A 23,485-nucleotide genomic window follows, 5' to 3' on the forward strand; every position below is an offset into this window, starting at 1 on the left:
TTGGCACAGGCGGACGAGAGCACGGCGGTGTGGCGGCAGGCCGTCGACCTGCTGGAACGCAGCCAGGACGTCACCCAGCGGCAGCTGGCCTTCGTCCGCCTCGCGCGGCCCCTCGGGCTCCTCGACGGCACCATGCTGCTCGCCGTCCCCAACGAGCTGACGAAGGACTTCCTCGAGACGCGCACCCGCGGCGAGGTGGTCGCGGCGCTCGTGGACGTGCTCGGCCGCGAGGCCCGGATCGCCGTCACGGTCGACGACTCCATGCCCGACGACCCCGCGCCCACCCCCACGCAGACCACCGCCCCCCTCGACGGCGACGACGGCGGTGCGTACGGGAACGGGCGGGCGGACGGCTACGGCGGCGACCGCTACGCGGACGGCTACGACCTGCGCCGGGGCGACGGCTCCCGACCCGACGGTGCCCGTGGCGACGGACCCCGCGCGGACGGACGGGTCGGCACGCGACCCGGTGGGCGGACCGAGACCTACCCCGACGGCCGGACCGCGCTCGACGGCTACGGAAGTCCCGACGGCGACGGCTACCGGGAGCACGACGCGTACCGCGGCGACGCCGCCTTCGACCCCGCCCCCCGCGCGCGTCCGCCGGCGCTGGCCGCCGGGCCCGGCCGGCCCGCGGACAACGGCCGGCTCAACCCCAAGTACACGTTCGAGACGTTCGTGCCGGGGTCGTCCAACCGCTTCGCCCACGCGGCCGCCGTCGCGGTCGCGGAGGCGCCCGCCAAGGCCTACAACCCGCTGTTCATCTACGGGGACTCGGGCCTGGGCAAGACGCACCTGCTGCACGCCATCGGCCACTACGCCCAGGCGCTCTACCCCAGCGTCCGCGTGCGGTTCGTCAACTCCGAGGAGTTCACGAACGACTTCATCAACTCCATCGGCGAGGGCAAGGCCGGCGCGTTCCAGCGCCGCTACCGCGAGGTGGACGTCCTCCTCATCGACGACATCCAGTTCCTGCAGGGCAAGGAACAGACGATGGAGGAGTTCTTCCACACGTTCAACACCCTGCACAACGCGAACAAGCAGGTCGTCATCACCTCCGACCTGCCGCCGAAGCAGCTCAACGGCTTCGAGGACCGCATGCGCTCCCGCTTCGAGTGGGGGCTCATCACGGACGTGCAGCCGCCGGACCTCGAGACGCGCATCGCCATCCTGCGCAAGAAGGCGACGAGCGAGTCCCTGCAGTCGCCCGACGACGTCGTCGAGTACATCGCCTCGCGCATCTCCACCAACATCCGCGAGCTCGAGGGCGCGCTCATCCGGGTGACCGCGTTCGCCAACCTCAACCGCCAGCAGGTGGACCTGTCGCTCGCGGAGATCGTCCTGCGGGACCTCATCAGCGACGAGCAGACGCCGGAGATCACCGCGGCGACGGTCATCGGCCAGACGGCGGCGTACTTCAGCCTGTCCATCGACGAGCTGTGCGGGACCTCCCGCTCGCGGGTCCTCGTCAACGCCCGTCAGATCGCCATGTACCTGTGCCGCGAGCTCACGGACATGTCCCTGCCGAAGATCGGGCAGGCGTTCGGCGGTCGGGACCACACCACGGTCATGCACGCCAACCGCAAGATCCGCGAGCTCATGGCGGAGCGTCGGTCCATCTACAACCAGGTGACCGAGCTGACGAACCGCATCAAGCAGCAGCAGCGCGCCTGAGGCGCGCGCCTCCCCACCCCCGTTGTCCACACCTGTCCACAGGCTCCTGTGGATAGGAGCGACGTATCCGACGACGGCCCGCGTGCCCTCCCCGTGTCGAGCCCTCCTCGTCGACCCCCCGGCCCCGCCGGTGCTCCGGCCTCCGGATCACGCTCTGATCACGGGCGACACCCGACGCCGGCCCTCGACCGGGTGTCCACGCAGGACAGGTCCGACGATCCGGGCACACCGGACAGCCGTCCACAGGTCACCTGCCGGTCACGCGACGTTCGTCCACCGGTCGAAGGACGCATGGGACGACTGCCCACACCTGTGCACCGTGCTGTGGACAGAGGTGGACGACACGCGACGGCCCTGTGGACAGCGCGGTCGGCCGTCGTGGACGCACCAGGACGGCACGAGCGCCGTCCACACCCGTCCACCGCTGCACCCAGGCCGCGCACACCGGCGAACCACACGTCCGCGGCCACTCCGACCTGCACCGACGCCTCGTCGCCCACAAGGTGCACACCCGCGATGACGACGAAGAGACCTCTCTCCACGGGGCGATGGGACACCGGCGAAGGGCGGACGGCGGCAGGGTCGGGGCCGACCGGCGGAGGTCCCGGCTCGCGTAAGGTTCGCCCGGACGACGGCCGGTCTGGCGGAGGGGTGTGGCATGAGGTTCCGGGTGGAACGAGACGTCCTGGCCGAGGCCGTGACGTGGACGGCGCGCAGCCTCCCCACGCGCCCGCCCGTCCCGGTGCTGGCGGGCGTCCGCATCGAGGCCGACACGACCGGCACGTTGCAGCTCTCGTCGTTCGACTACGAGGTCTCCGCCCGCTCCCAGGTGCCCGCCGACGTCAGCGAGGCGGGCACGGTCCTGGTCTCCGGCCGGCTCCTGGCCGAGATCAGCCGCGCGTTGCCCGGCAAGCCCGTCGACGTGGTGCTCGAGGGCACGAAGGTGACGCTCACCTGCGGCGCCTCGCGGTTCACCCTCCTGACGATGCCCGTCGAGGACTACCCCGCGCTGCCGGCCCTGCCCGCGACGAGCGGCACGGTCGACGGCGACGAGCTCACGCACGCGGTGGCCCAGGTCTCCGTCGCGGCGAGCCGGGACGACACGCTGCCGCTGCTCACCGGGGTCCGGGTCGAGATCGAGGGCGAGCGCGTGACGCTGCTGGCCACCGACCGGTACCGCCTGGCCCTGCGCGAGATGACGTGGAAGCCCGCGCGGCCCGACCTGTCGACGGTCGCGCTCGTGCGCGCCCGCACCCTGTCGGACGCGGCGAAGTCCCTCGGCGGCGGCGGGACCGTCACGATCGGACTCTCGTCGGGCGCGGGGGTGGACCTCATCGGCTTCGAGGCCGGCGGCCGGCAGACGACCAGCCTCCTCGTCGACGGCGACTACCCCGCCGTGCGGCGCCTCTTCCCCGACGAGACGCCCATCCACGCGGTGGTGGCGACGCACGCCCTGGCGGAGGCCGCCCGGCGCGTGGCCCTCGTCGCCGAGCGCAACACGCCCATCCGCCTCGCGTTCAGCCAGGGCCAGGTCGTCCTCGACGCCGGCCAGGGCGACGTCGCGCAGGCCTCTGAGGCGCTCGAGGCCACGCTGGTCGGCGACGACATCACCGTGGCGTTCAACCCGCAGTTCCTGCAGGACGGCCTCGGCGCCCTGAGCACGCCCTTCGTGCGGCTCTCCTTCACGCACCCGAACAAGCCCGTGGAGTTCACGGGCCAGGACAGCATCGACGGCGAGGACTCCCAGGAGTACCGGTACCTGCTGGTGCCGATCCGCTTCGCCGGCTGAGCCGCTCGACCCGTCCCGCACGCCCCCCACGGACGCGCCGCCCGCTCGCCGGGCGCCGCACCGCGCGGCACAGTGGGACGGCCACCCACCACTGGAGGACGAACGAGCATGCACATCGGTCTGGTCGGCCTGGGCAAGATGGGCGCGAACATGCGCACGCGCCTGCGCAACGCGGGCATCGAGGTGACGGGGTACGACCGCAACCCCGACGTCACGGACGTGCCCTCCCTCGAGGAGCTCGTCGCGGCTCTGCCGGCCGGTGAGCGCGTCGTCTGGGTGATGGTCCCGGCCGGCAAGGTGACCCACGCCGTGATCGAGGACCTCGCCGGCCTGCTCACCGCGGGCGACGTCGTCGTCGACGGCGGCAACTCCTACTACGTCGACGACGCCCCGCACGCCGAGCTGCTCGGCCGCACGGGTGTCGGCTTCATCGACGCCGGCGTGTCCGGCGGCGTGTGGGGCCTGGAGAACGGGTACGGCCTCATGGTCGGCGGCGAGCCGGAGCTCGTGGAGAAGGCCATGCCGGTCTTCGACGCCCTGCGCCCCGAGGGCCCGCGCGCGGAGGGCTTCGTGCACGCGGGGACCGTCGGCGCCGGCCACTTCGCCAAGATGGTCCACAACGGCATCGAGTACGGCCTCATGCAGGCGTACGCCGAGGGCTACGAGCTGCTGGCGGCGAAGGACCTGGTCACGGACGTGACCGGCACGATGAAGGCCTGGACGCGCGGGACCGTCGTGCGGTCCTGGCTGCTCGACCTCCTGGTCCAGGCGCTCGAGTCCGACCCGGGCCTGGGCGAGATCGACGACTGGGTCGAGGACTCCGGCGAGGGGCGCTGGACCGTGGACGAGGCGATCGACGCCGCCGTGCCGGTCCCCGTCATCTCCGCCGCCCTGTTCGCCCGCTTCTCCTCGCGCCAGGAGCAGTCGCCGGCGATGAAGGCCGTCGCCGCGCTGCGCCAGCAGTTCGGTGGCCACGCCGTGCACGCCGCCAAGCCCGGCGTCACCATGCCGCCGGAGTGACGGCGCCCCGCACGCGCTGAGCCCGCGCACCCGCCCGCACCCCACCCGACCGCCCTCCCCGAGATGTACGTCGCGCACCTGTCCGTCACCGACTTCCGCTCCTGGCCCTCCGTCGAGCTGCCGCTCGACCCCGGGGTGACGGCGCTGGTCGGGCCCAACGGCCAGGGCAAGACGAACCTCGTGGAGGCGGTCGGGTACGTCGCGACGCTCGGCAGCCACCGGGTGCCGACCGACGCCGCGCTGGTCCGGCACGGGACGAGCCGCGCCGTGGTGCGCACCCGCGTGGTGCGGGAGATCGACCCCGGGCAGCCCCGGGCCTCGCTGCTCGAGGTCGAGGTCACGCCGGGCAGGGCGAACCGCGCCCGCATCAACGGCGGGTCGCCGGGCCGCGCGCGCGAGGTGCTCGGCATCCTGCGCTCGGTCCTCTTCGCGCCGGAGGACCTGGCGCTCGTCAAGGGGGACCCGGACGGGCGGCGGCGGTTCCTCGACGAGCTGTCGGTGCAGCTCACGCCGCGGCTGGCCGGCACGGTCACGGACTACGAGCGGGTGCTGCGCCAGCGCTCGGCGCTCCTGAAGTCGGCGGCCGCCGCGTCGCGGTCCTCCCGCGCCGCCCCCGACCTGCGCACCCTCGACGTGTGGGACGCGAAGCTGGCCGCGGCGGGGGCGCAGCTCGTCGTCGCGCGGCGGCGGCTGGTCCGTGCGCTGCAGCCGCTCGCCGCGCACGCCTACGAGCAGGTCAGCTCGGGTCAGGGGGCGTTGGTGCTCGAGTACCGGGCCTCGGTGGACGCCGCGCTCGAGGACGCGGACCAGGGTCGCGACCCCCGGGACGCGGCCGGTGGCGGGAGGGCGGACGGCCCCTCGGGACGGGGCGACGACGCGCCGGGGCTCGACCCCGTGCTCGTCGAGGGCCGGCTGCTCGAGGCCATGGCGCGGCTGCGCGCGAAGGAGGTCGAGCGGGGCGTGTCCCTCGTCGGGCCGCACCGCGACGACCTCGTCCTCACCCTCGGCGGGCTGCCTGCGAAGGGGTACGCCAGCCACGGCGAGTCCTGGTCCGTCGCGCTCGCGCTGCGGCTGGCGTCCTGGCGGCTGCTGTCCGGGCCGGGCTCCGTGCACCGGGAGGGCGTGCCCGTGCCCGACGACGAGGAGGGCTGGGTCTTCGACGACCGGCCCGACGGCGAGCCCGTGCTCGTCCTCGACGACGTCTTCGCCGAGCTCGACGCCCGCCGGCGTGCACGGCTGGCGGCCCTCGTCGCGCCGGCGCGGCAGGTGCTCATCACCGCGGCGGTGGCCGAGGACGTGCCGGCGCCCCTCGTCGGGGCGCGAGTGGACGTCCGCGACGGGACGGTCACGCGTGCCGGGGCGTGACCCGGATCCGGGAGCAGGATCGTCGCCCGGCTCGGCCGCCGGCCCGGCACCGACGTCGGCGGGACGCCCGGTCGCCGGGCCCGGGGCGCCGGTGGGGCTGCTCGTCGAGCTGACGCCGCCCGCCACCGTGGCAGCGGCCGCGCTCAACCGTGCCCGGGCCGCCGCGCGCGCCCGCGGCCTGCGGCCCGGGGACCCGCCGCGCCGCACCGCGCTGGCGATCGCCGAGCGGCAGGCGGAGGCCGCGGCGGGCGGCAGCGGGGCCCACCCCTCGGCCCGCGACCCGCAACCGGTCGCCGCCACGCTCGGGCGTCTGCTCGACGAGGCCGGCTGGCGGCAGGACGTCCTCGTCGGCGGGGTCGTCGGACGCTGGGCGGACATCGTCGGGCCGCAGGTCGCCGAGCACTGCGTGGTCGAGCGGTTCGGCGGCGGGGAGCTCGTCGTGCGGACCGACTCCACCGCCTGGGCCGCGCAGATGCGGCTGCTGGCACCCACGCTGCTGGGCCGGCTGGCGCAGACCGTCGGGGAGGGCGTCGTCGTGGAGGTGACGGTGCTGGGGCCGACCGGACCGGGCTTCGGCCGGGGCCCCCGGTCCGTGCGCGGGCGTGGCCCCCGGGACACCTGGGGCTAGGCCCCGTCCCCAGGCGGCCCCGCAGCCGGGAAAACGCGTACGGGGGGAGTAGACTTCAGAGGTTCACAGCCGCGCGCTGGCACCCTGCCAGAGCCGCGAACACGGACGTCCCGGGGTGATCCGCTCTCCTGATCGACGAGCGGGCCGTCACGGGGCGGACACAACGTCGAGGAGACCCTCCGCCCGTGGCCGACGAGACCACCCCCGCCGACGCGACCGTACCGCAGCCGGCGCCCCCGGTCCCCGGCAGCGACGCCGCCCCCGCCAGCCCCGCCGCCGACGGCGTCGCCGAGGCCGCCCCGGCCGCCCGCGCCCCCCACGACGGCTCCTACGGCGCCGACGCCATCACGGTCCTCGAGGGCCTCGAGGCCGTGCGCAAGCGGCCCGGCATGTACATCGGCTCCACCGGTGAGCGCGGGCTGCACCACCTCGTCTACGAGGTGGTCGACAACTCCGTCGACGAGGCGCTGGCCGGCTACTGCGACACGATCGACGTGACGCTGCTCCCCGACGGCGGCGTGCGCGTGTCCGACAACGGCCGCGGCATCCCCGTCGCGATCCACCCCACCGAGGGCCGGCCGACGGTCGAGGTGGTCATGACGATCCTGCACGCGGGCGGCAAGTTCGGCGGCAGCGGGTACGCCGTCTCCGGCGGCCTGCACGGCGTGGGCATCTCCGTCGTCAACGCGCTGTCGACGAAGGTGCAGACCGTCGTCAGGCGCGACGGCTTCACCTGGGAGCAGGACTTCCGCGACGGCGGGCGCCCCGACGGGGAGCTGCGCCAGGGTGCGGCCACGGAGGAGACGGGCACCACCCAGACGTTCTGGGCCGACCCCGCGATCTTCGAGACCACCGAGTACGACTTCGAGACGCTGCGCTCGCGGTTCCAGCAGATGGCCTTCCTCAACAAGGGCCTGCGCATCACGCTCACGGACGAGCGGCCGGAGCACGCGGACACGGGCGACGAGGTCACGGAGGCGACGGACGAGCAGGAGGCGTCGACCAAGGCCCACACCGTCTCCTACAAGTACGACGGCGGCCTGACGGACTACGTCAAGCACCTCAACTCCGCCAAGAAGGTCGAGGTCGTCCACCCCGACGTCATCGACATCGAGGCGGAGGACACCGCACGCCGCATCTCGGCCGAGATCGCGCTGCAGTGGACCAACGCCTACTCCGAGTCCGTGCACACCTACGCCAACACCATCTCCACCACGGAGGGCGGCACGCACGAGGAGGGCTTCCGCGCGGCCATGACGCGTCTGGTCAACGACTACGCGCGCACGAAGGGCCTGCTCAAGGAGAAGGACGAGAACCTCACGGGCGACGACATCCGCGAGGGGCTCACCGCCGTCATCTCCGTCAAGCTCGGCGAGCCGCAGTTCGAGGGCCAGACGAAGACGAAGCTCGGCAACACGATCGCCAAGACGTTCGTCCAGCGCGTCGTCACCGAGCGGCTCACGGACTGGTTCGACGCCCACCCCACCGAGGCCCGCGACATCATCCGCAAGGCGATCGGCGCGGCGGCCGCACGCATGGCGGCCCGCAAGGCCCGCGAGGCCACGCGCCGCAAGGGCCTCATGGACTCCGCCGGCCTGCCTGGCAAGCTCAAGGACTGCCAGTCCAACAACCCCGCCGAGTGCGAGGTGTTCATCGTCGAGGGCGACTCCGCCGGCGGCTCCGCCGTCCGGGGCCGCAACCCGCGCACGCAGGCGATCCTGGCCATCCGCGGCAAGATCCTCAACGTCGAGCGCGCCCGCCTCGACCGCGCCCTGGGCAACCAGGAGGTCCAGGCGCTCATCGCGGCGTTCGGCACCGGCATCGGCGAGGACTTCGACATCGCCAAGCTGCGGTACCACAAGGTCGTCATCATGGCCGACGCCGACGTCGACGGGAAGCACATCAACACGCTCCTGCTGACGCTGCTGTTCCGCTACATGCCGGGGCTCATCACGGGCGGGTACGTCTACCTCGCGCAGCCGCCGCTGTACCGGATCAAGTGGTCGAACGCGCCGCACGACTACGTGTACTCCGACCGGGAGCGCGACGCGGTGCTGGCCGACGGGCAGGCCAACGGCAAGCGGATCCCCAAGGACAACGCCATCCAGCGCTACAAGGGCCTCGGGGAGATGGACTACTCCGAGCTGTGGGAGACCACGATGGACCCGGAGCGCCGCACCCTGCTGCAGGTGACGCTCGACGAGGCGGCCGCCGCCGACGAGATCTTCTCGGTGCTCATGGGCGAGGACGTCGACTCCCGGCGCTCCTTCATCCAGCGCAACGCCAAGGACGTCCGCTTCCTCGACATCTAGGCGGGCCGCCGGCGGGTGCGGCAGCACCCGGGCGCCGGCCCCGACGACATCCCCCTCGACCCTGACGAAGGACTCCCGTGACGGACACCCCCGACGGCCCCGGCGGCGGCACCCCCGAGAACCCGCTCTGGCAGGTCGGCGCCGACGGCATCGCGCACGGCCGCATCGACCAGGTGGACCTGCAGCTCGAGATGCAGCGGTCCTACCTGGACTACGCGATGTCGGTCATCGTCGGGCGCGCGCTGCCCGACGTGCGCGACGGCCTCAAGCCCGTCCACCGCCGCGTCCTGTACGCGATGTACGACGGCGGGTACCGCCCCGACCGGCAGTTCTCCAAGTGCAGCCGCGTCGTCGGCGACGTCATGGGCAAGTTCCACCCGCACGGCGACGGCGCGATCTACGACGCGCTCGTCCGCCTCGTGCAGGACTGGTCGCTGCGCTACCCGCTCGTCGCCGGCCAGGGGAACTTCGGCTCCCCCGGCGACGACCCGGCCGCCGCCCCGCGGTACACCGAGTGCCGCATGGCGCCGCTGGCCATGGAGATGGTCCGGAACATCGACGAGGACACCGTCGACTTCCAGGACAACTACGACGGCCGCGAGCAGGAGCCCGTCGTCCTGCCGTCCCGGTTCCCGAACCTGCTCGTCAACGGCTCGGCCGGCATCGCCGTCGGCATGGCGACGAACATCCCGCCGCACAACCTGCGCGAGGTCGCCGCGGGCGTGCAGTGGCACCTGGACCACCCGGACGCGAGCAAGGAGGAGCTCCTCGAGGCGCTGCTCGAGCGCATCAAGGGCCCGGACTTCCCCACCGCGGCGACGATCCTCGGCCACCGCGGCATCGAGGAGGCGTACCGCACCGGGCGCGGCTCCATCACCATGCGCGCGGTCGTCGAGGTCGAGGAGATCCAGAACCGGATCTGCCTGGTGGCCACCGAGCTGCCGTACCAGGTCAACCCCGACCGCCTCGCGGAGAAGATCGTCGAGCTCGCGCGCGACGGCCGCGTCCAGGGCATCGCCGACGTGCGCGACGAGACCTCGGGCCGCACCGGTCAGCGTCTCGTCATCGTCCTCAAGCGGGACGCGGTCGCCAAGGTCGTCCTCAACAACCTCTACAAGCACACGCAGCTGCAGGACACCTTCGGCGCCAACATGCTGGCGCTCGTCGACGGCGTGCCGCGCACGCTGAGCATCGACGCGTTCGTGCGGCACTGGGTCACGCACCAGATCGAGGTCATCCGCCGGCGCACGCAGTACCGGCTGGCCGACGCCGAGCGGCGCATCCACATCTACCGCGGCTACCTCAAGGCGCTCGACGCGCTCGACGAGGTCATCGCCCTCATCCGGGCGTCCGCGTCCGCCGACGCCGCGCGCACGGGGCTCATGGAGCTGCTCGACATCGACGAGGAGCAGGCCAACGCCATCCTCCAGATGCAGCTGCGCCAGCTCGCGGCCCTCGAGCGGCAGAACATCCTCGAGCGCTACCAGGAGCTGGAGCGGCTCATCGCGGAGTACAACGCGATCCTCGCCAGCGAGCAGCGCCAGCGGGACATCGTGTCGGAGGAGCTGGCCGAGGTCGTCGACCGCTACGGCGACGAGCGGCGCACCCGCGTGCTCCCCCACGACGGCGAGGTCTCCATCGAGGACCTCATCGCCGAGGAGGAGGTCGTCGTCACCATCACGCGCGGCGGCTACGCCAAGCGCACGCGCACCGACGCCTACCGGGCCCAGCGCCGTGGCGGGAAGGGCGTGCGCGGGGCGCAGCTGCGCCAGGACGACCTCGTCGACCACTTCTTCACCACGACGACCCACCACTGGCTGCTGTTCTTCACCAACCTCGGCCGGGTGTACCGCGCCAAGGCGTACGAGCTGCCCGAGGGCGGCCGCGACGCCAAGGGCCAGCACGTGGCCAACCTCCTGGCGTTCCAGCCGGGCGAGAAGATCGCCCAGGTGCTGGACCTGCGCGGCTACGACCAGGCGCAGTACCTGCTGCTGGCCACGCAGCGCGGCCTGGTGAAGAAGACCCGCCTGTCCGACTACGACACGAACCGCACGGGCGGCGTCATCGCGATCAACCTGCGCGAGGACGAGGAGGGCCGCGCCGACGCGCTCGTCGCCGCCCGCCTGGCCGACCCCGAGCAGGACGTCATCCTCGTCTCCCGCAAGGGCCAGTCCGTGCGCTTCACCGCCTCCGACGAGGCGCTGCGTCCCATGGGCCGCGCCACGTCCGGCGTCACCGGCATGAAGTTCCGGGGCGACGACGAGCTGCTGGCGATGGACGTCGTGCGCGAGGACGCGGACCTGTTCACGGTGACCCAGGGCGGCATCGCCAAGCGGACCGCGCTGACGGTGGAGAACTACCGCCAGCAGGGTCGTGGCGGGCTCGGCGTGCGCGTGGCGAACCTGCCGGAGGCGAACGGCGACCTCGTCGGCGCGCTCGTCGTCGACCCGGAGGACGAGGTCCTCGTCATCATGGAGCACGGCAAGATCGTCCGGTCGGCGGCCGCCGAGGTGAACGCCACGGGCCGCACCACGCAGGGCGTCATCTTCGCGAAGCCCGACCCCGGCGACCGCATCATCGCGGTGGCGCGCAACCCCGAGCGACAGGCGGCCGAGGAGGTCGTCGTCGCGGAGGACCTGGTGCCGGCGGTCGACGTCGAGGTCGTGGAGGCGGACGTCACGCGGGTCGAGGCTGACGGGACCGAGCCTGCCGGTAGCGTGGAGGACGACGGCACGACCGGGCCGGACGCCGCTGACGGGAGGGACGCGTGAGCACACCCACGCCCCCGCAGGGACGTCCGCTGCGCACCTCGGTGGTGCCGCGCCCCGGGACGACCGACGACGCCGGACGGGCCGGCGCCGGTGACGCGAAGGACGGGCCCATGAGCCAGACCAGCACGGGCCCGCGCACGGCCAGCTCCGGCAGCTCGGCGGTCCCGCCGGCCGAGGTGCCCGTCGGCGGGTCGCCGGCCGCGGGTGCCGCGCAGGCCACGGGTCGTCCGGCTGCCGCCTCCGCGCCGCGGCAGGCCGTGCCCGGTCCCCGGCGCGTGCGGCTGGCGATCTCGCGGGTCGACCCGTGGTCCGTCATGAAGCTGTCGTTCCTGCTGTCCTTCGCGGTGGGCATCATCATCGTCGTCGCGACGGCGGTGCTGTGGCTGACGCTGGACGGGCTGGGCGTCTTCGCGCAGGTCGACGAGCTCATCACCACGGTCGTGGGCGACGCGACGACCATCAACGTCCTGGACTACCTGCGCTTCCCGCGGGTGGTGTCGGCGGCGATGCTGGTCGCGGTGATCGACGTCGTGCTGCTGACGGCCATCGCGACGATCGGCGCGTTCCTGTACAACCTCGTGGCGGCGCTCGTCGGCGGGCTGCACGTCACGATGACGGACGACTGACTTCGTCGTCGGCGGCACGGCGCCGGTTTGGGGCGCGTGCACGGGCTGGGGTACTCTCGTCCGGCGCACGCGGCCCCCGGGTCGGACCGTGCCACGGGCCTATAGCTCAGACGGTTAGAGCGCTTCCCTGATAAGGAAGAGGTCACAGGTTCAAGTCCTGTTAGGCCCACGCACTCCCCCCTCCAGGAGGTCCGGTGAAGAGGCTGCTCCTCGTGGCGGCGCTGGGCGCCGTCGCGTACGGCGCGTACCAGCGGTACGCCCAGGACCGCGACGAGCGCGAGCTCTGGGCCGAGGTCACCGACGACGTGTCCTGACGGTCCCGCACACGCGGGACCCCCGGGGCCATGGCGCAATTGGTAGCGCACCTGCTTTGCAAGCAGGGGGTTAGGGGTTCGAGTCCCCTTGGCTCCACTCCTGCCCGTTCTTCAGGCCCGGGCGACCGGTCGTACGCGCCTTGCCGCGTGCCTCCCGCCACGACGGCCCACCCTGGCGTCACGTCCGGGGCGGCGGTCGTCTCCCGGTGACGAGCGGTGCGCCTACACGATCGGGTGGCAGGCGAGTGCACCCGCCTGTCCTGCAGGCGGCGCAGCGCTGCTCCTCCGAGACTGACGGCGATGACTCCTGATGACTGCGACCCTCGACCCGACGACGTCCCGCCCGCGGTGCCATCGATCGACGACGCCGCGCTCGCCGCGTGCGTGGCGGCGATGCGCAGTGCGGTGCTGGTGGCCGACGCCCGTGACGCCGACCTGCCGCTGGTGTTCGTCAACGACGGCTTCGAGCAGCTGACGGGCTACGCCCGCGCATCGGCGCTCGGGCGCAACTGCCGGTTCCTGCAGGGTCCGGGCACGGACCAGGCCGTCGTCGACGCCCTCCGGGTCGGCCTGGCCGAGAGTCGGTACACCCGGGCGCGGCTCCTGAACTACCGCGCGGACGGGTCGACGTTCTGGAACGACCTGCACCTGTCCCCGGTGCACCACGACGACGGGACGCTCCGCTACTGGGTGGGGGTGCAGCACGACGTCACCGCGCAGGTGGCACAGGAGACGGCTCTCGCACGGGCCGCGACGCAGGACCCGCTCACCGGGCTGGCCAACCGGACCGTGCTGGCGGAGCACCTGCGGGGGGAGGTCGCGCGCGCGTCGGCCGCAGGGCGCGCGGTGGCGGTCCTCTTCCTCGACCTCGACGACGACAAGCAGGTCAACGACAGCAGGGGGCACCTGGCCGGCGACCAGCTCCTCGTCGAGATCGGGCGCAGGATGCGCGCGGTGCTGCGGCCGGGCGACCTCGTGGCCCGGTTCGGCGGGGACGAGCTCGTCGTCGTCGTGGGTGACCTCCCGCTGGAGAGCGGCGGGCGCGTGCGCGAGCTGGTCGAGGGGCTGCGGCAGGCGGTGGAGCGACCCGTCCCGCTGCCGGACGGCGACGTGCGCGTCGGCGTCAGCATCGGCGTGGCCGTCCACCCGCACGACGCGGCCGACGGCGACACGCTCCTGGCGGTGGCCGACGCGGCCATGTTCCGCGACAAGCGCAGCCGCTGACGGGTCGCGGACCGGCGTGGCCCGTCCGCAGCCGTCGCCGATCCGCTACGCCTCGCCGGCGTCGTGGACGTACCGCGCGATCTGCACGCGGTTCGTCGCGTCGAGCTTCTCGAACAGGTGCCCCACGTGCGTCTTCACCGTCGCGGTGCCCAGGTGGAGATCGGCGGCGATCTCGGCGTTGGTCAGGCCGCGGGCCACGGCGGAGGCGACCTCGCGCTCACGGGCGGTGAGGGTGTCGAGACGGCGGACCGCCTGCCGGCGCCGCACGTCGTCGCCGCGGGTCTCCGTCGCAGCGGCGATCACCCGCGCCGTCACGGTCGGCGACAGCATCGGGTCGCCCGCCGCGACGCGTCGGACCGCCTCGACGAGGGCCGCCGGGGGCGTGTCCTTGAGCAGGAACCCCGCCGCGCCGTGGCGCAGGGCCGTCAGGACCATCTCGTCCGTGTCGAAGGTCGTCAGGACCAGGACGCGCGTCGGCAGGCCCTCCTCGACGACCCGACGGGTGGCCGCGAGGCCGTCCAGGCGCGGCATCCGGATGTCCATGAGCGCGACGTGCGGGACGAGCCGCCGGACCAGGGCCAGTCCTTCCTGCCCGTCGCCGGCCTCGCCGACGACCTCGATCGTCGGGTCGCCGCCGAGCAGGAGGCGCAGCCCCGTCCGGACGAGAGCGTCGTCGTCGACGACGACGACCCGGACGGTGCCGCCCGGGACGGCGTCCGCGGTCGCGTCCGTGACCCGGCCGGGCACCGGCGGCGTCACGCCGCACCGCCGGGCAGGTGCAGGGCGAGCACGAAGAGGCCGTGCTCGTCGCGGCCCGCCTCCAGCCGGCCGCCGGCGAGCGCCGCGCGCTCCCGCAGGCCCGTGAGGCCCCACCCGGTCGGTGCTGGGAGGTCGGCACCGTGTGCGCCTGCGGTGACGGGTGCCGGGTTGCCGACCCGCACCTCGAGCGCCCCGGAGGGCGTCGTGGTGACGAGCACGTCCACGGGTGCACCGGGCGCGTGCCGACGCGCGTTGGTCAGGCCCTCCTGCACGACGCGGAAGGCGGTCCGGGACGCCGTCACCTGCACCCTCCGAAGGTCGGTGCCCGGGGCGAGGTCCGCGTGCCACGTGACGACCTGCCCGGCGTCCCGCGCGTCCGCCACGAGCGCCGGGAGCTCGGCGAGCGTCGGCTGGGGAGGCTCGGCCGCCTCGTCGGCGCGGCCCGGCTCGACACCTCCCGCCGGCTCGGTGCCACCGCCGCTGCGCAGCACGCCGAGCACCTCGCGCAGCTCCTCCAGCGCGACGTGCGCGTTCTCCTGCACGACCGTGGCGACCTGGGCGGTCTCCTCGCGGCTGAGGTCCGTGCGGTAGGCGAGCGCGCCGGCGTGCAGCCCGACGAGGGAGATGCGGTGCGCGAGCACGTCGTGCATCTCGCGCGCGATCCGGAGGCGCTCGGCCTCGCGCGCCGCCTCCGTCTCGACAGCACGCTGCCGCTCGGCGGTCTCCGCCCGTTCCCGCAGCCGGACGAGCAGCTCGCGGCGCGCCCCGACGAACGATCCGGTCGCCACGAGCGCGCCGACGACGATCAGCGCCAGGCCGGCCGACCCCGCAGCCCCGACCACCGACGCCGCAGGCCCGGTGGTCGCCGGCCGGTACAGGAGCTCGTAGGCCAGGGTCGCGCCCAGGAGCACGGCCGCGACAGCCACGACCTCGCGCCACCGCCGACGGGTCGCCAAGGACACGATCGCGAGCGCCGCCGCGGCGACCGCGGCGCCCGAGACGGCCGTGACCGCGGTGGTCACGCCGGCGACGAGCACCGGGTGGCTGCGCCGCAGCGGGAGCAGCGCCACCATGCCGAGCCCGAGCAGTCCGTCGAGGGCCAGGACGACCCCGACGACGAGGTCGTCCCCGGCCGGCGGCACCTCCCGCGTCCCCCCGGCGGTGATCGTGTCCCAGGCGACCACGACCCAGACGAGCAGGGCGACGAGGACCACCACGACGTACCGCCACGTGCGCGACCAGGCTCCGAGCGCGGGCGGCGGGACGGGGGCCGGCACGGGTGCCGGTGCGGGGAGATGGCTCATGGCGGTCAGGCTAGGGCGGGCCCTCGACGCCGGGGATCAGCCGTGGAGCGGGACCGTCTCCTCCTTTGGTCGCAGGGGTCGCAGGTCAGGGCTGCCTGCCCGCGTGCGCCGACGTCCGCCCCGGCGCAGCATGAGGGGGTGGACACCGATGAGGCGGACGACATCCGGCGCGCGTTCGGCGAGGCCGTGAACATGACGCCGAAGGCGCTCGAGGACTGGCTGGGCACGGACGAGTCGCAGGAGGTCGGGCAGAAGTCCGACGGCGGCGGGGAGTCGACGGGGCACGCCTCCGGCCGGCGCATCGTCGAGCTGCTGCGGACGAAGAAGGCCGACCTGTCCGACGACGACCTCGCGCACATGAAGAAGGCGACGGGTTACGTGCACCGGCACCTCGCGCAGCGGCCGGACGGCGACGTGACCGACACGCACTGGCGCTGGTCGCTCATGAACTGGGGGCACGACCCCCTGCAGGACTGACGAGCGTCGCGTCCGCCTCCGTGCCGCGCCACCGGGCCACCGCCCGCATGAGGTGGTGCAGCCCGATCGCGGCGGCGGTGCCGAGCGCGATGCCGCCGAACGTCAGGTCGCCGGCGACCCACGTGAAGTTCGCGATGCCGATCACCAGGGCCGCGGCGGCGCTCGTGAGGTTCACCGGGTCGGAGAAGTCGACGCGGTGCTGGATCCAGATGCGGGCGCCGAGCAGGCCGATCATCCCGTAGAGGACCGTCGTCGCCCCGCCGAGGACGCCCGCGGGGATGGTCGAGACGACCGCGCCGAACTTCGGCGACAGGCTGAGCAGCAGGGCCGCACCGGCGGCGACCCAGTAGGCCGCGGTCGAGTAGACGCGGGTGGCCGCCATGACGCCGATGTTCTCCGCGTACGTCGTCGTGCCGGAGCCGCCGCCGAGGCCGGCCAGCGTCGTCGCCAGGCCGTCGGCCATGAGCGCGCGCCCGGTCACGGGGTCCAGGTCCTGCCCCGTCATGGCGGCGACGGACTTCACGTGACCGATGTTCTCGGCGACGAGGACGAGCACCACCGGCAGGAACAGGCCGAGCACGGACACGTCGAAGGACGGGGCCGTGAACGAGGGCAGGCCGACCCACGCGGCGTCCGACACGGGCTGCAGGTCCACCTCGCCGCGCAGCAGCGCGACGACGTACCCGACGAGCACCCCGACGAGGATGGCCAGCCGCCCGAGGATGCCGCGGAACAGCACCGTCACCAGCGCCACCACCAGCAGCGTCACCACCGCCGTCACGGGGGCCGCCTGCACGGAGTCCCACGCCGTCGGCGCGAGGTTGAGCCCGATGAGCGCGACGATCGTCCCCGTGACCACGGGCGGCATGAGGACGTCGATCCACCGCACCCCGGCCGCCTGCACGACGAGCCCCACCAGCGCCAGCGCGACGCCGGTGACGACGACCCCGCCGAGTGCAACCGCCGGGCCGCCGGCGTCCTGCGCCGCGGCGATCGGCGCGAGGAACGCGAAGCTCGACCCCAGGTAGCTCGGCACGCGGCCGCGGGTCAGCAGCAGGAACAGCGCGGTGCCGACGGCGGAGAAGAACAGCGTCGTCGCCGGCGGGAAGCCCGTCAGCAGCGGCACGAGGAAGGTCGCGCCGAACATCGCGACGACGTGCTGCATGCCGATGCCGACCGTCCGCGGCCAGCTGAGCCGCTCCTGCGGCGCGACCACCGCCCCGGGCGCGATCCGTCGTCCGTCGCCGTGCAGGCGCCACCCCTGTCCCGCCATCGCGGTGCCCTCCGTCCGTGGGTCGCCGGCGCTCCCGCACGGCGGCGCCAGGCTAGCGGCGGCGCGCGCACCGTAGGCGGGACGACCAGCCCCAGTCGTCCCACTGTCTGGCGCCCCTCTGACCGAGCGGCGGACGCGGTGCTACCGTCGCCCGGTCCGCACCCCAGGGAACCGGAGCCGCACCGTGCCCACGACCGCCACCCTCCGCGCCGCCGGCGCGCTGGTCGGCATGTGTCGTGGCTGCCTGTGCCGCCCCGTGCGCTGAGCCCTCACCGCTCGCGTCCGGTCCCGGGCGGACCTCCCCGGCCCTGCCGAGCGCGACCACGTCACGCCCGTGCGCACGCGCCGGGTGGCGTCCCGGGTCCGACCCTGACCCGCACCCGACCGGTCGAGCAGACCCCGGTCACGCCCCGCCCCGAAAGGCACCACGAGATGACCCTCGCCGTCCTGCCCCGTCGCCGCGCCCTGCGCACCGGCGCCCTCGCCGCCGTCGCCGCCCTCACCCTGGCCGCCTGCGGTGGCGGGGAGACCTCCGGCGCCGCCCAGGCCACCACCACCGCCGACCCCGAGAACCGGCAGAGGGTCACCATCGGCGTGACCGACCAGTCCAAGGACTACTGGCGCACGTTCGAGGACCTCGCCGCCGAGGAGGGCATCGACGTCGAGCTGGTGAACTTCACGGACTACCAGCAGCCCAACCCGCAGCTCTCGCAGGGGCAGCTGGACCTCAACCAGTTCCAGCACCTGCTGTTCCTGGCGAACTACAACGTGGAGGCCGGCGAGGACCTCGTGGCCATCGGCTCCACGGCGATCTACCAGCTCGGCCTGTACACGACGAAGGGCTACGCCTCGCCCGACGAGATCCCCGACGGCGGCCAGGTCGCGATCCCCAACGACCCGACGAACCAGGCCCGGGCGCTGCTCGTCCTGCAGTCGGCGGGCCTCGTCGAGCTGGCGGACGGCGGCAACGCCCTGTCGACGCCGGCGGACGTGCTCGAGGGCTCGCGCGTCGAGGTCGTGCCGGTCGACGCGAACCAGACCCCCGTGCAGCTGCAGTCGCTGGACGCGGCGGTCATCAACAACAACTTCGCCTCCGACGCGGGCATCGACCCGACGACGGCGATCTACTCCGACCTCGACGACCAGTCGGCGGCCGAGCCCTACATCAACGTCTTCGCGGCGCGGGCCGAGGACGCCGACAACCCGCTGTTCGAGCAGGTCGTCGAGATCTACCACAGCCCCGAGGTGGTCCAGGGCCTGCTCGACGAGTCCGCGGGCACCGCCGTCGACGTCGACCTGAGCGCGGACGAGCTCGCCGGGATCCTGTCGGGTCTCGAGGAGGACATCACCGCGGCCCAGGGCTGACGGGCCCGACGAGGACCGACACGACGAGAGGAGCCGGACCATGGGTGCCGCCGTGCAGCTACGCGACGTCACGAAGGAGTTCACCGGCGGCCGCCGCACGGTGCGCGCGGTCGACGGGGTGACGCTCGACATCCGCGCGGGCGAGGTGTTCGGGGTCATCGGGTACTCCGGCGCGGGCAAGAGCACCCTGGTCCGGCTCATCAACGCCCTCGAGGCGCCGACCGCGGGCAGCGTCGTCGTCGACGGGACGGAGCTCGCCGGGCTGCCCGAGCGCCGGCTGCGGCCGGTCCGCGCGGGCATCGGCTTCATCTTCCAGCAGTTCAACCTCCTGTCCTCGCGCACGGTGGCGGGCAACGTCGCGTACCCGCTGCAGGTCGCGCGGTGGCCGAAGGAGAAGCGGGAGGCCCGCGTCGCCGAGCTGCTGGAGTTCGTCGGGCTGACGGACAAGGCGCAGCAGTACCCGAACCAGCTCTCCGGCGGGCAGAAGCAGCGCGTCGGCATCGCGCGGGCGCTCGCGACCTCGCCCTCGCTCCTCCTGGCCGACGAGTCGACCAGCGCGCTCGACCCGGAGACGACCCGCGACGTGCTGGACCTGCTCCGGCGCGTGGACGCCGAGCTCGGCGTGACGATCGTCGTCATCACGCACGAGATGTCGGTCGTCTCCTACCTCTGCGACCGCGTCGCCGTCATGGAGGGCGGCCGCGTCATCGAGCACGGGGACGTCTACGACCTGTTCGCGCGGCCCCGGGAGGTGGTGACCCGGCGGTTCGTCGGCACGGCGCTGCACGACCGGCCGCGGCCGGACGTCGTCGAGCGGCTGCGGGACCGGCACGCCGGACGGATCGTCACGGTCGCCGTGACCGACGACGAGGGGTCGCCCACGCTGCTCACCCGCCTGCTGCGGGAGCACCGCGTCGACGGCTCCATCGTCTTCGGCGGCATCACCGAGGTCGGGGCGCGGCCGCTGGGCTCGGTGACGTGGGACCTCGTCGGGGCACCGGCGGACGTGGACGCGCTGCTCGACGAGCTGCGGCGGTGCACGGAGGTCGTCGACCACGGCCAGGGCCGTGCCACGGGGACGACGGGGGGTGCGCGATGACGAACGGCTCGACCAGCCTGTGGCCGGTGCTGCTGGCCTCGCTCGGCGAGACGCTGTGGATGGTGGCGGTGACGCTGCTGATCGGCGGTCTGCTCGGCCTGGCGCTCGGCATCGCGCTCTACGTCACGCGGCCCGGCAACCTCCTGCCGAACCGGGCCGTGCACGCGGTGCTCAACGTGGCCGTCAACCTCGTCCGGCCGATCCCCTTCATCATCTTCCTGACGGCGGTGCAGCCGCTGACGATCGCGGTGACGGGCACGAGCTACGGCACGCGCGCGGTCATCTTCCCGATGGTCATCATGGCGACCTTCGGCACCTCGCGGATCGTCGAGCAGAATCTCGTGGCGCTCGACCCCGGCGTCGTGGAGGCGGCCCGCGCGATGGGCGCGGGCCCGATGCGGATCATCGGGACCGTCATCGTGCCGGAGACGCTGGGGCCGCTCATCCTCGGGTACACGTTCCTGTTCGTCGCCGTCGTCGACATGTCGGCGATGGCGGGCGCGGTGGCCGGTGGCGGGCTCGGGGACTTCGCGCTGCAGTACGGGTACCAGCGGTTCAACCCCGTGGCCACGTGGGTGGCGGTGGCGGTCATCGTGGCGCTGGTGCACGTCGCGCAAGCGGTCGGCAACACGCTGGCCCGGCGGGTGCTGCGGCGGTAGCGACCGTGCCGGCGGCACACCGGCACCGACGACGACGGCGCCCCGGTCCTGGTGGACCGGGGCGCCGTGGCGTCCGCAGCAGCGGCCGGGACCCGCTCGGTGTCAGCGAGGTGCGGGACCCGGGAGCAGTCGTCAGGCCTGCGAGGTCTTGATCTCGCGCTTGATCTCGCGGGCGACGGTCTGGACCTTGATCTCGCGCTTGATCTCGCGGGCGACGTTCTGGACCTTGATCTCGCGCTTGATCTCGCGGGCGACGTTCTGGACCTTGATCTCGCGCTTGATCTCGCGGGCGACGTTCTGGACCTTGATCTCGCGCTTGATCTCCCGCGCGACCGTCTGGACCTTGATCTCCCGCTTGATCTCCCGCGCGACCGTCTGGACCTTGATCTCCCGCTTGATCTCCCGCTTGATCTCGCGCGCCGGCTCGACGACCTTGATCTCCCGCGCCGCGGAGACCTGCGCGACCGACGTGGCGGGCACCGGGGCGGCCGACGCCGCACCGGCCGTCCCGAAGGCGGTGCCGGCGAGGACGGCGGCGGCGACGGCGAGGCGGGCCGCGCGGCGCTGCCAGGTGCGGGTGGAGGTCATGATCGGTGCTCGCTCTCTGCTGAGGAGGTCTGCCCGGTCACCCGGGCGAACAGCGGTTCAGGTACGTGCCTGCCATCGGCCCCGCGTCACGACCACTTGAGCCCGGAACCGTGCGCTCGCGCCCGGACCGACGGAGCGCGAAGCCCCTGGTCGGGAGGATCTGTAACGATACGGACGTCGTGGTCCGGAGGAAAGAGGACGGATCGGGCGGGTGAAAACACCTGTGACCGGGCGTGTGCGGCGCCCGGTCGTGCCCGGTCGCGACGGTCGGCGCCCCGCGGCACAGTGGTCCCATGACCTCGGACCCCGGCCTCACCCCCGTCCCGCTCGTCCCCGTCGGCTCCTCCGACCTCCGGGTGGCCCCGCTCGCCCTCGGCGGCAACGTCTTCGGCTGGACGGCCGACGAGGAGGCGTCCGTCGCCGTGCTCGACGCCTTCCGCGCGGCCGGCGGGTCCCTCGTCGACACCGCCGACAGCTACTCGGCCTGGGTCGACGGGCACACGGGCGGTGAGAGCGAGCGCGTCATCGGCCGCTGGCTCGCCGACCGCGGCTGCCGCGACGAGGTCGTCGTCGCGACGAAGGTCAGCCAGCACCCGGACTTCCGGGGTCTCGCGCCCGACACGGTCCGTCGTGCGGCCCACGCCTCGCTCGAGCGCCTGGGCGTCGAGCGCATCGACCTGTACTACGCCCACTTCGACGACGAGAGCACGCCGATCGAGGACACGGCCGCCGCCTTCTCGGCCCTCGTCGACGAGGGCGTCGTCCGGTACGTCGCGCTGTCGAACTACGCGCCCGAGCGCATCGACGCCTGGATGGCCGCGGTGCAGGAGCGGGGGCTGCACGTTCCGGTGGCGCTGCAGCCGCACTACAACCTCGTCGAGCGCGACTTCGAGGGGGCCCTGCGGGAGCGGGCGGAGCGGTACGGGCTGGGCGTCCTGCCGTACTTCGGCCTGGCCAAGGGCTTCCTCGCCGGCAAGTACCGCGAGGGCGGCCCCGCGGTGGACAGCCCGCGCGCGGGGCAGGCGGCGGGCTACCTCGACGACCGCGGCCGGCGGGTGCTCGCGGTGCTCGACGAGGTCGCGGAGGCGCACGGCGTGGCCGTCGCGTCCGTGTCGCTCGCGTGGCTGCGCCGGCAGCCGACGGTCGTCGGGCCGATCGCCTCGGCCCGCAGCACCGACCAGCTCGCCGACCTCGTCGCCTCCATGACGCTCGAGCTCACCCCCGCCGAGCTCGAGGCGCTGGACGCCGCATCGCGCCCGACGCCCTGACGCGGGTCAGCGGGCGGTCCCGCGCCGCGAGCCGCGCTGGGTGATCTCGCCGAGGACCTCGGGCAGGTACACGTCCTGGGGCCCCTCCGTGACGGGCCCCTGCTCGAGGACCGACCAGCGCCAGGTCGGGGCGACCGTCCACTGCGTCGTCGCGTCGTGCAGCCGGAGGGACAGCGCCACGGCGTACCGGTAGCCGAACCGGCGCTGGAGCTGCAGCCCGTACTCCTCGCCCTCCGGGCTGCCGTCGGCGGAGAGCTCGACGAGGAGCAGGTTGTGCTCCGGGCCCAGCTTGCCGCGCCGGTGGACGACGAGGTCCGGCGAGCGGTGGTCGGCGAGGCGCTCGGTGCTCTCCAGCGCCATGCCCGACCGCTCGTACTCGGTGTCGATGTCCCAGGACCGCTCGACGAGGGGCCGCAGGTTCCACCCGAGGTGGAAGGCGATCGAGCGCTGGCTCGGCCGGCTGGTCCCCGCCGTGGGGCTGAAGAGCGACCACTCGTTGACGAGCGTGTTGGTCAGGGCGATGCGGAGACGGGACTGCAGGTCCGGGAGCAGCATGCACGGACGGTAACGCCCCAGGTCGGGGGGCGCCTCACGCCGTCGGGCCGGGCAGGAAGGCGCGCAGGGCCTCGAGGCCCTCGGTGGTGACCGGCGGTCGGAGCGCTGGCGGGCGCCCGTCCCAGTCGGCCCGGTCCAGGCGGAACCGCAGGATCCGCGCGGGCATCCCCTCGACCGCCGCGTCGGCCGTCCCGTCGGGCCGGTAGCCCAGCGCCCGGGTGACGCCGAGCGACGCCGCGTTGTCCTCGCGGGCGGAGGTCGTCGCCGTCCGCGCCCCGAGGCCCTCGAACAGCAGGTGCAGGACGAGGTGGCGCATCTGCCGCCCGAGGCCCCGCCCCTGGTGCTCCCGCCCGAGCCAGGAGCCCGTCTCGGCGGCGCCCAGCACGGGGAAGTCGGTCGTCGTCATCGCCTGCAC

General features: G+C 73.6%; 21 protein-coding genes and 2 tRNA genes. 17 read left to right on the forward strand and 6 right to left on the reverse strand.

The annotated features are described in order from the left end of the window. The 12 genes from dnaA to AC2TDM_RS00060 all read left to right on the forward strand — a co-directional run bounded on the left by dnaA (window position 1) and on the right by AC2TDM_RS00060 (window position 13,723). Window positions 1-1,674 carry a chromosomal replication initiator protein DnaA gene (dnaA, locus tag AC2TDM_RS00005; RefSeq protein ID WP_484635405.1) on the forward strand — a complete coding sequence of 558 codons (1,674 nt, stop codon included), beginning with the start codon at window positions 1-3 and terminating at the stop codon, window positions 1,672-1,674. A 658-nt stretch (window positions 1,675-2,332) separates the two neighbouring features. Beyond that, a complete protein-coding gene (dnaN, locus tag AC2TDM_RS00010) occupies window positions 2,333-3,463 on the forward strand; it encodes a DNA polymerase III subunit beta (protein ID WP_484635406.1) in 1,131 nt (376 codons plus the stop codon). A gap of 108 nt (window positions 3,464-3,571) precedes the next feature. After that, a complete protein-coding gene (gene gnd, locus AC2TDM_RS00015; protein WP_484635407.1) occupies window positions 3,572-4,483 on the forward strand; it encodes a phosphogluconate dehydrogenase (NAD(+)-dependent, decarboxylating) in 912 nt (303 codons plus the stop codon). A 63-nt stretch (window positions 4,484-4,546) separates the two neighbouring features. Further along, window positions 4,547-5,848 (forward strand): DNA replication/repair protein RecF, encoded by a 1,302-nt coding sequence (gene recF, locus AC2TDM_RS00020; RefSeq protein ID WP_484635408.1) that lies wholly within the window; start codon window positions 4,547-4,549, stop codon window positions 5,846-5,848. Beyond that, window positions 5,835-6,476, forward strand: a complete 642-nt coding sequence (locus tag AC2TDM_RS00025) for a DciA family protein (protein WP_484635409.1) — start codon at window positions 5,835-5,837, stop codon at window positions 6,474-6,476. Before recF ends, AC2TDM_RS00025 begins: the two co-directional genes overlap by 14 nt. 344 nt (window positions 6,477-6,820) lie before the next feature. After that, the gene (gene gyrB / locus AC2TDM_RS00030; RefSeq protein WP_484636490.1) at window positions 6,821-8,788 is read left to right on the forward strand and encodes a DNA topoisomerase (ATP-hydrolyzing) subunit B; all 1,968 of its coding nucleotides are present in this window, start codon (window positions 6,821-6,823) and stop codon (window positions 8,786-8,788) included. 149 nt (window positions 8,789-8,937) lie between these two features. Then, on the forward strand, window positions 8,938-11,559 hold the full coding sequence (gene gyrA / locus AC2TDM_RS00035; RefSeq protein WP_484636491.1) for a DNA gyrase subunit A: 2,622 nt from the start codon (window positions 8,938-8,940) through the stop codon (window positions 11,557-11,559). Then, window positions 11,556-12,185 (forward strand): DUF3566 domain-containing protein, encoded by a 630-nt coding sequence (locus tag AC2TDM_RS00040; RefSeq protein WP_484635410.1) that lies wholly within the window; start codon window positions 11,556-11,558, stop codon window positions 12,183-12,185. Before gyrA ends, AC2TDM_RS00040 begins: the two co-directional genes overlap by 4 nt. A gap of 95 nt (window positions 12,186-12,280) precedes the next feature. Beyond that, window positions 12,281-12,354, forward strand: a tRNA-Ile gene (locus AC2TDM_RS00045). 25 nt (window positions 12,355-12,379) lie between these two features. After that, a complete protein-coding gene (locus AC2TDM_RS00050; RefSeq protein ID WP_217644270.1) occupies window positions 12,380-12,499 on the forward strand; it encodes a DLW-39 family protein in 120 nt (39 codons plus the stop codon). A gap of 24 nt (window positions 12,500-12,523) precedes the next feature. Next, window positions 12,524-12,596 (forward strand) — tRNA-Ala (locus AC2TDM_RS00055). Window positions 12,597-12,847: 251 nt separating this feature from the next. Then, on the forward strand, window positions 12,848-13,723 hold the full coding sequence (locus tag AC2TDM_RS00060) for a diguanylate cyclase domain-containing protein (protein ID WP_484635411.1): 876 nt from the start codon (window positions 12,848-12,850) through the stop codon (window positions 13,721-13,723). Window positions 13,724-13,768: 45 nt separating this feature from the next. Here the strand turns inward: AC2TDM_RS00060 and AC2TDM_RS00065 are convergent, their stop codons facing one another. Beyond that, on the reverse strand, window positions 13,769-14,482 hold the full coding sequence (locus tag AC2TDM_RS00065; RefSeq protein WP_484635412.1) for a response regulator: 714 nt from the start codon (window positions 14,480-14,482) through the stop codon (window positions 13,769-13,771). Further along, complete coding sequence (locus AC2TDM_RS00070) at window positions 14,479-15,786, reverse strand: sensor histidine kinase (RefSeq protein WP_484635413.1); 1,308 nt, start codon at window positions 15,784-15,786, stop codon at window positions 14,479-14,481. Before AC2TDM_RS00070 ends, AC2TDM_RS00065 begins: the two co-directional genes overlap by 4 nt. A 138-nt stretch (window positions 15,787-15,924) precedes the next feature. On the opposite strand from AC2TDM_RS00070, the gene AC2TDM_RS00075 reads away from it, so the two are divergent. Further along, entirely contained in the window at window positions 15,925-16,263 is a 339-nt protein-coding gene (locus tag AC2TDM_RS00075) for a DUF3140 domain-containing protein (RefSeq protein ID WP_484635414.1), read from the forward strand. Here AC2TDM_RS00075 and AC2TDM_RS00080 read toward each other — a convergent pair. Beyond that, complete coding sequence (locus AC2TDM_RS00080) at window positions 16,229-17,536, reverse strand: uracil-xanthine permease family protein (RefSeq protein ID WP_484635415.1); 1,308 nt, start codon at window positions 17,534-17,536, stop codon at window positions 16,229-16,231. The genes AC2TDM_RS00075 and AC2TDM_RS00080 overlap by 35 nt on opposite strands. Before the next feature lie 432 nt (window positions 17,537-17,968). Between AC2TDM_RS00080 and AC2TDM_RS00085 the strand changes: the two genes are divergently transcribed. Genes AC2TDM_RS00085 through AC2TDM_RS00095 form a run of 3 tightly spaced genes read left to right on the forward strand, consistent with a single transcriptional unit; the run spans window position 17,969 to window position 20,659 of the window. Then, the gene (locus tag AC2TDM_RS00085) at window positions 17,969-18,901 is read left to right on the forward strand and encodes a MetQ/NlpA family ABC transporter substrate-binding protein (RefSeq protein WP_484635416.1); all 933 of its coding nucleotides are present in this window, start codon (window positions 17,969-17,971) and stop codon (window positions 18,899-18,901) included. Window positions 18,902-18,941: 40 nt separating this feature from the next. Then, complete coding sequence (locus AC2TDM_RS00090) at window positions 18,942-20,000, forward strand: methionine ABC transporter ATP-binding protein (RefSeq protein WP_484635417.1); 1,059 nt, start codon at window positions 18,942-18,944, stop codon at window positions 19,998-20,000. Next, window positions 19,997-20,659 (forward strand): methionine ABC transporter permease, encoded by a 663-nt coding sequence (locus AC2TDM_RS00095; protein WP_484635418.1) that lies wholly within the window; start codon window positions 19,997-19,999, stop codon window positions 20,657-20,659. Before AC2TDM_RS00090 ends, AC2TDM_RS00095 begins: the two co-directional genes overlap by 4 nt. A gap of 132 nt (window positions 20,660-20,791) precedes the next feature. On the opposite strand, the gene AC2TDM_RS00100 is transcribed toward AC2TDM_RS00095, so the two are convergent. Beyond that, a complete protein-coding gene (locus tag AC2TDM_RS00100) occupies window positions 20,792-21,247 on the reverse strand; it encodes a hypothetical protein (RefSeq protein ID WP_484635419.1) in 456 nt (151 codons plus the stop codon). A 293-nt stretch (window positions 21,248-21,540) separates the two neighbouring features. Here AC2TDM_RS00100 and AC2TDM_RS00105 point away from each other — a divergent pair, with 293 nt between their 5' ends. Next, on the forward strand, window positions 21,541-22,515 hold the full coding sequence (locus AC2TDM_RS00105) for an aldo/keto reductase (protein ID WP_484635420.1): 975 nt from the start codon (window positions 21,541-21,543) through the stop codon (window positions 22,513-22,515). 6 nt (window positions 22,516-22,521) lie between these two features. On the opposite strand, the gene AC2TDM_RS00110 is transcribed toward AC2TDM_RS00105, so the two are convergent. Both AC2TDM_RS00110 and AC2TDM_RS00115 read right to left on the reverse strand, forming a co-directional pair. Beyond that, window positions 22,522-23,070: a hypothetical protein gene (locus AC2TDM_RS00110; protein ID WP_090034307.1), complete on the reverse strand. Its 549-nt coding sequence runs from the start codon at window positions 23,068-23,070 to the stop codon at window positions 22,522-22,524. 34 nt (window positions 23,071-23,104) lie between these two features. Further along, entirely contained in the window at window positions 23,105-23,476 is a 372-nt protein-coding gene (locus tag AC2TDM_RS00115; protein ID WP_484635421.1) for a GNAT family N-acetyltransferase, read from the reverse strand. Window positions 23,477-23,485 lie beyond the last annotated feature (9 nt).

Source organism: Cellulomonas sp. plas2 (assembly GCF_057221735.1).

Coding starts and splice junctions, on each gene's coding strand:
- AC2TDM_RS00100 (WP_484635419.1), bottom strand. CDS start 21,247: ATGACCTCCACCCGCACCTGGCAGCGCCGCGCGGCCCGCCTCGCCGTC.
- AC2TDM_RS00105 (WP_484635420.1), top strand. CDS start 21,541: ATGACCTCGGACCCCGGCCTCACCCCCGTCCCGCTCGTCCCCGTCGGC.
- AC2TDM_RS00085 (WP_484635416.1), top strand. CDS start 17,969: ATGACCCTCGCCGTCCTGCCCCGTCGCCGCGCCCTGCGCACCGGCGCC.
- AC2TDM_RS00070 (WP_484635413.1), bottom strand. CDS start 15,786: ATGAGCCATCTCCCCGCACCGGCACCCGTGCCGGCCCCCGTCCCGCCG.
- recF (WP_484635408.1), top strand. CDS start 4,547: ATGTACGTCGCGCACCTGTCCGTCACCGACTTCCGCTCCTGGCCCTCC.
- AC2TDM_RS00110 (WP_090034307.1), bottom strand. CDS start 23,070: ATGCTGCTCCCGGACCTGCAGTCCCGTCTCCGCATCGCCCTGACCAAC.
- AC2TDM_RS00095 (WP_484635418.1), top strand. CDS start 19,997: ATGACGAACGGCTCGACCAGCCTGTGGCCGGTGCTGCTGGCCTCGCTC.
- AC2TDM_RS00090 (WP_484635417.1), top strand. CDS start 18,942: ATGGGTGCCGCCGTGCAGCTACGCGACGTCACGAAGGAGTTCACCGGC.
- AC2TDM_RS00115 (WP_484635421.1), bottom strand. CDS start 23,476: ATGACGACGACCGACTTCCCCGTGCTGGGCGCCGCCGAGACGGGCTCC.
- AC2TDM_RS00080 (WP_484635415.1), bottom strand. CDS start 17,536: ATGGCGGGACAGGGGTGGCGCCTGCACGGCGACGGACGACGGATCGCG.
- gnd (WP_484635407.1), top strand. CDS start 3,572: ATGCACATCGGTCTGGTCGGCCTGGGCAAGATGGGCGCGAACATGCGC.
- dnaN (WP_484635406.1), top strand. CDS start 2,333: ATGAGGTTCCGGGTGGAACGAGACGTCCTGGCCGAGGCCGTGACGTGG.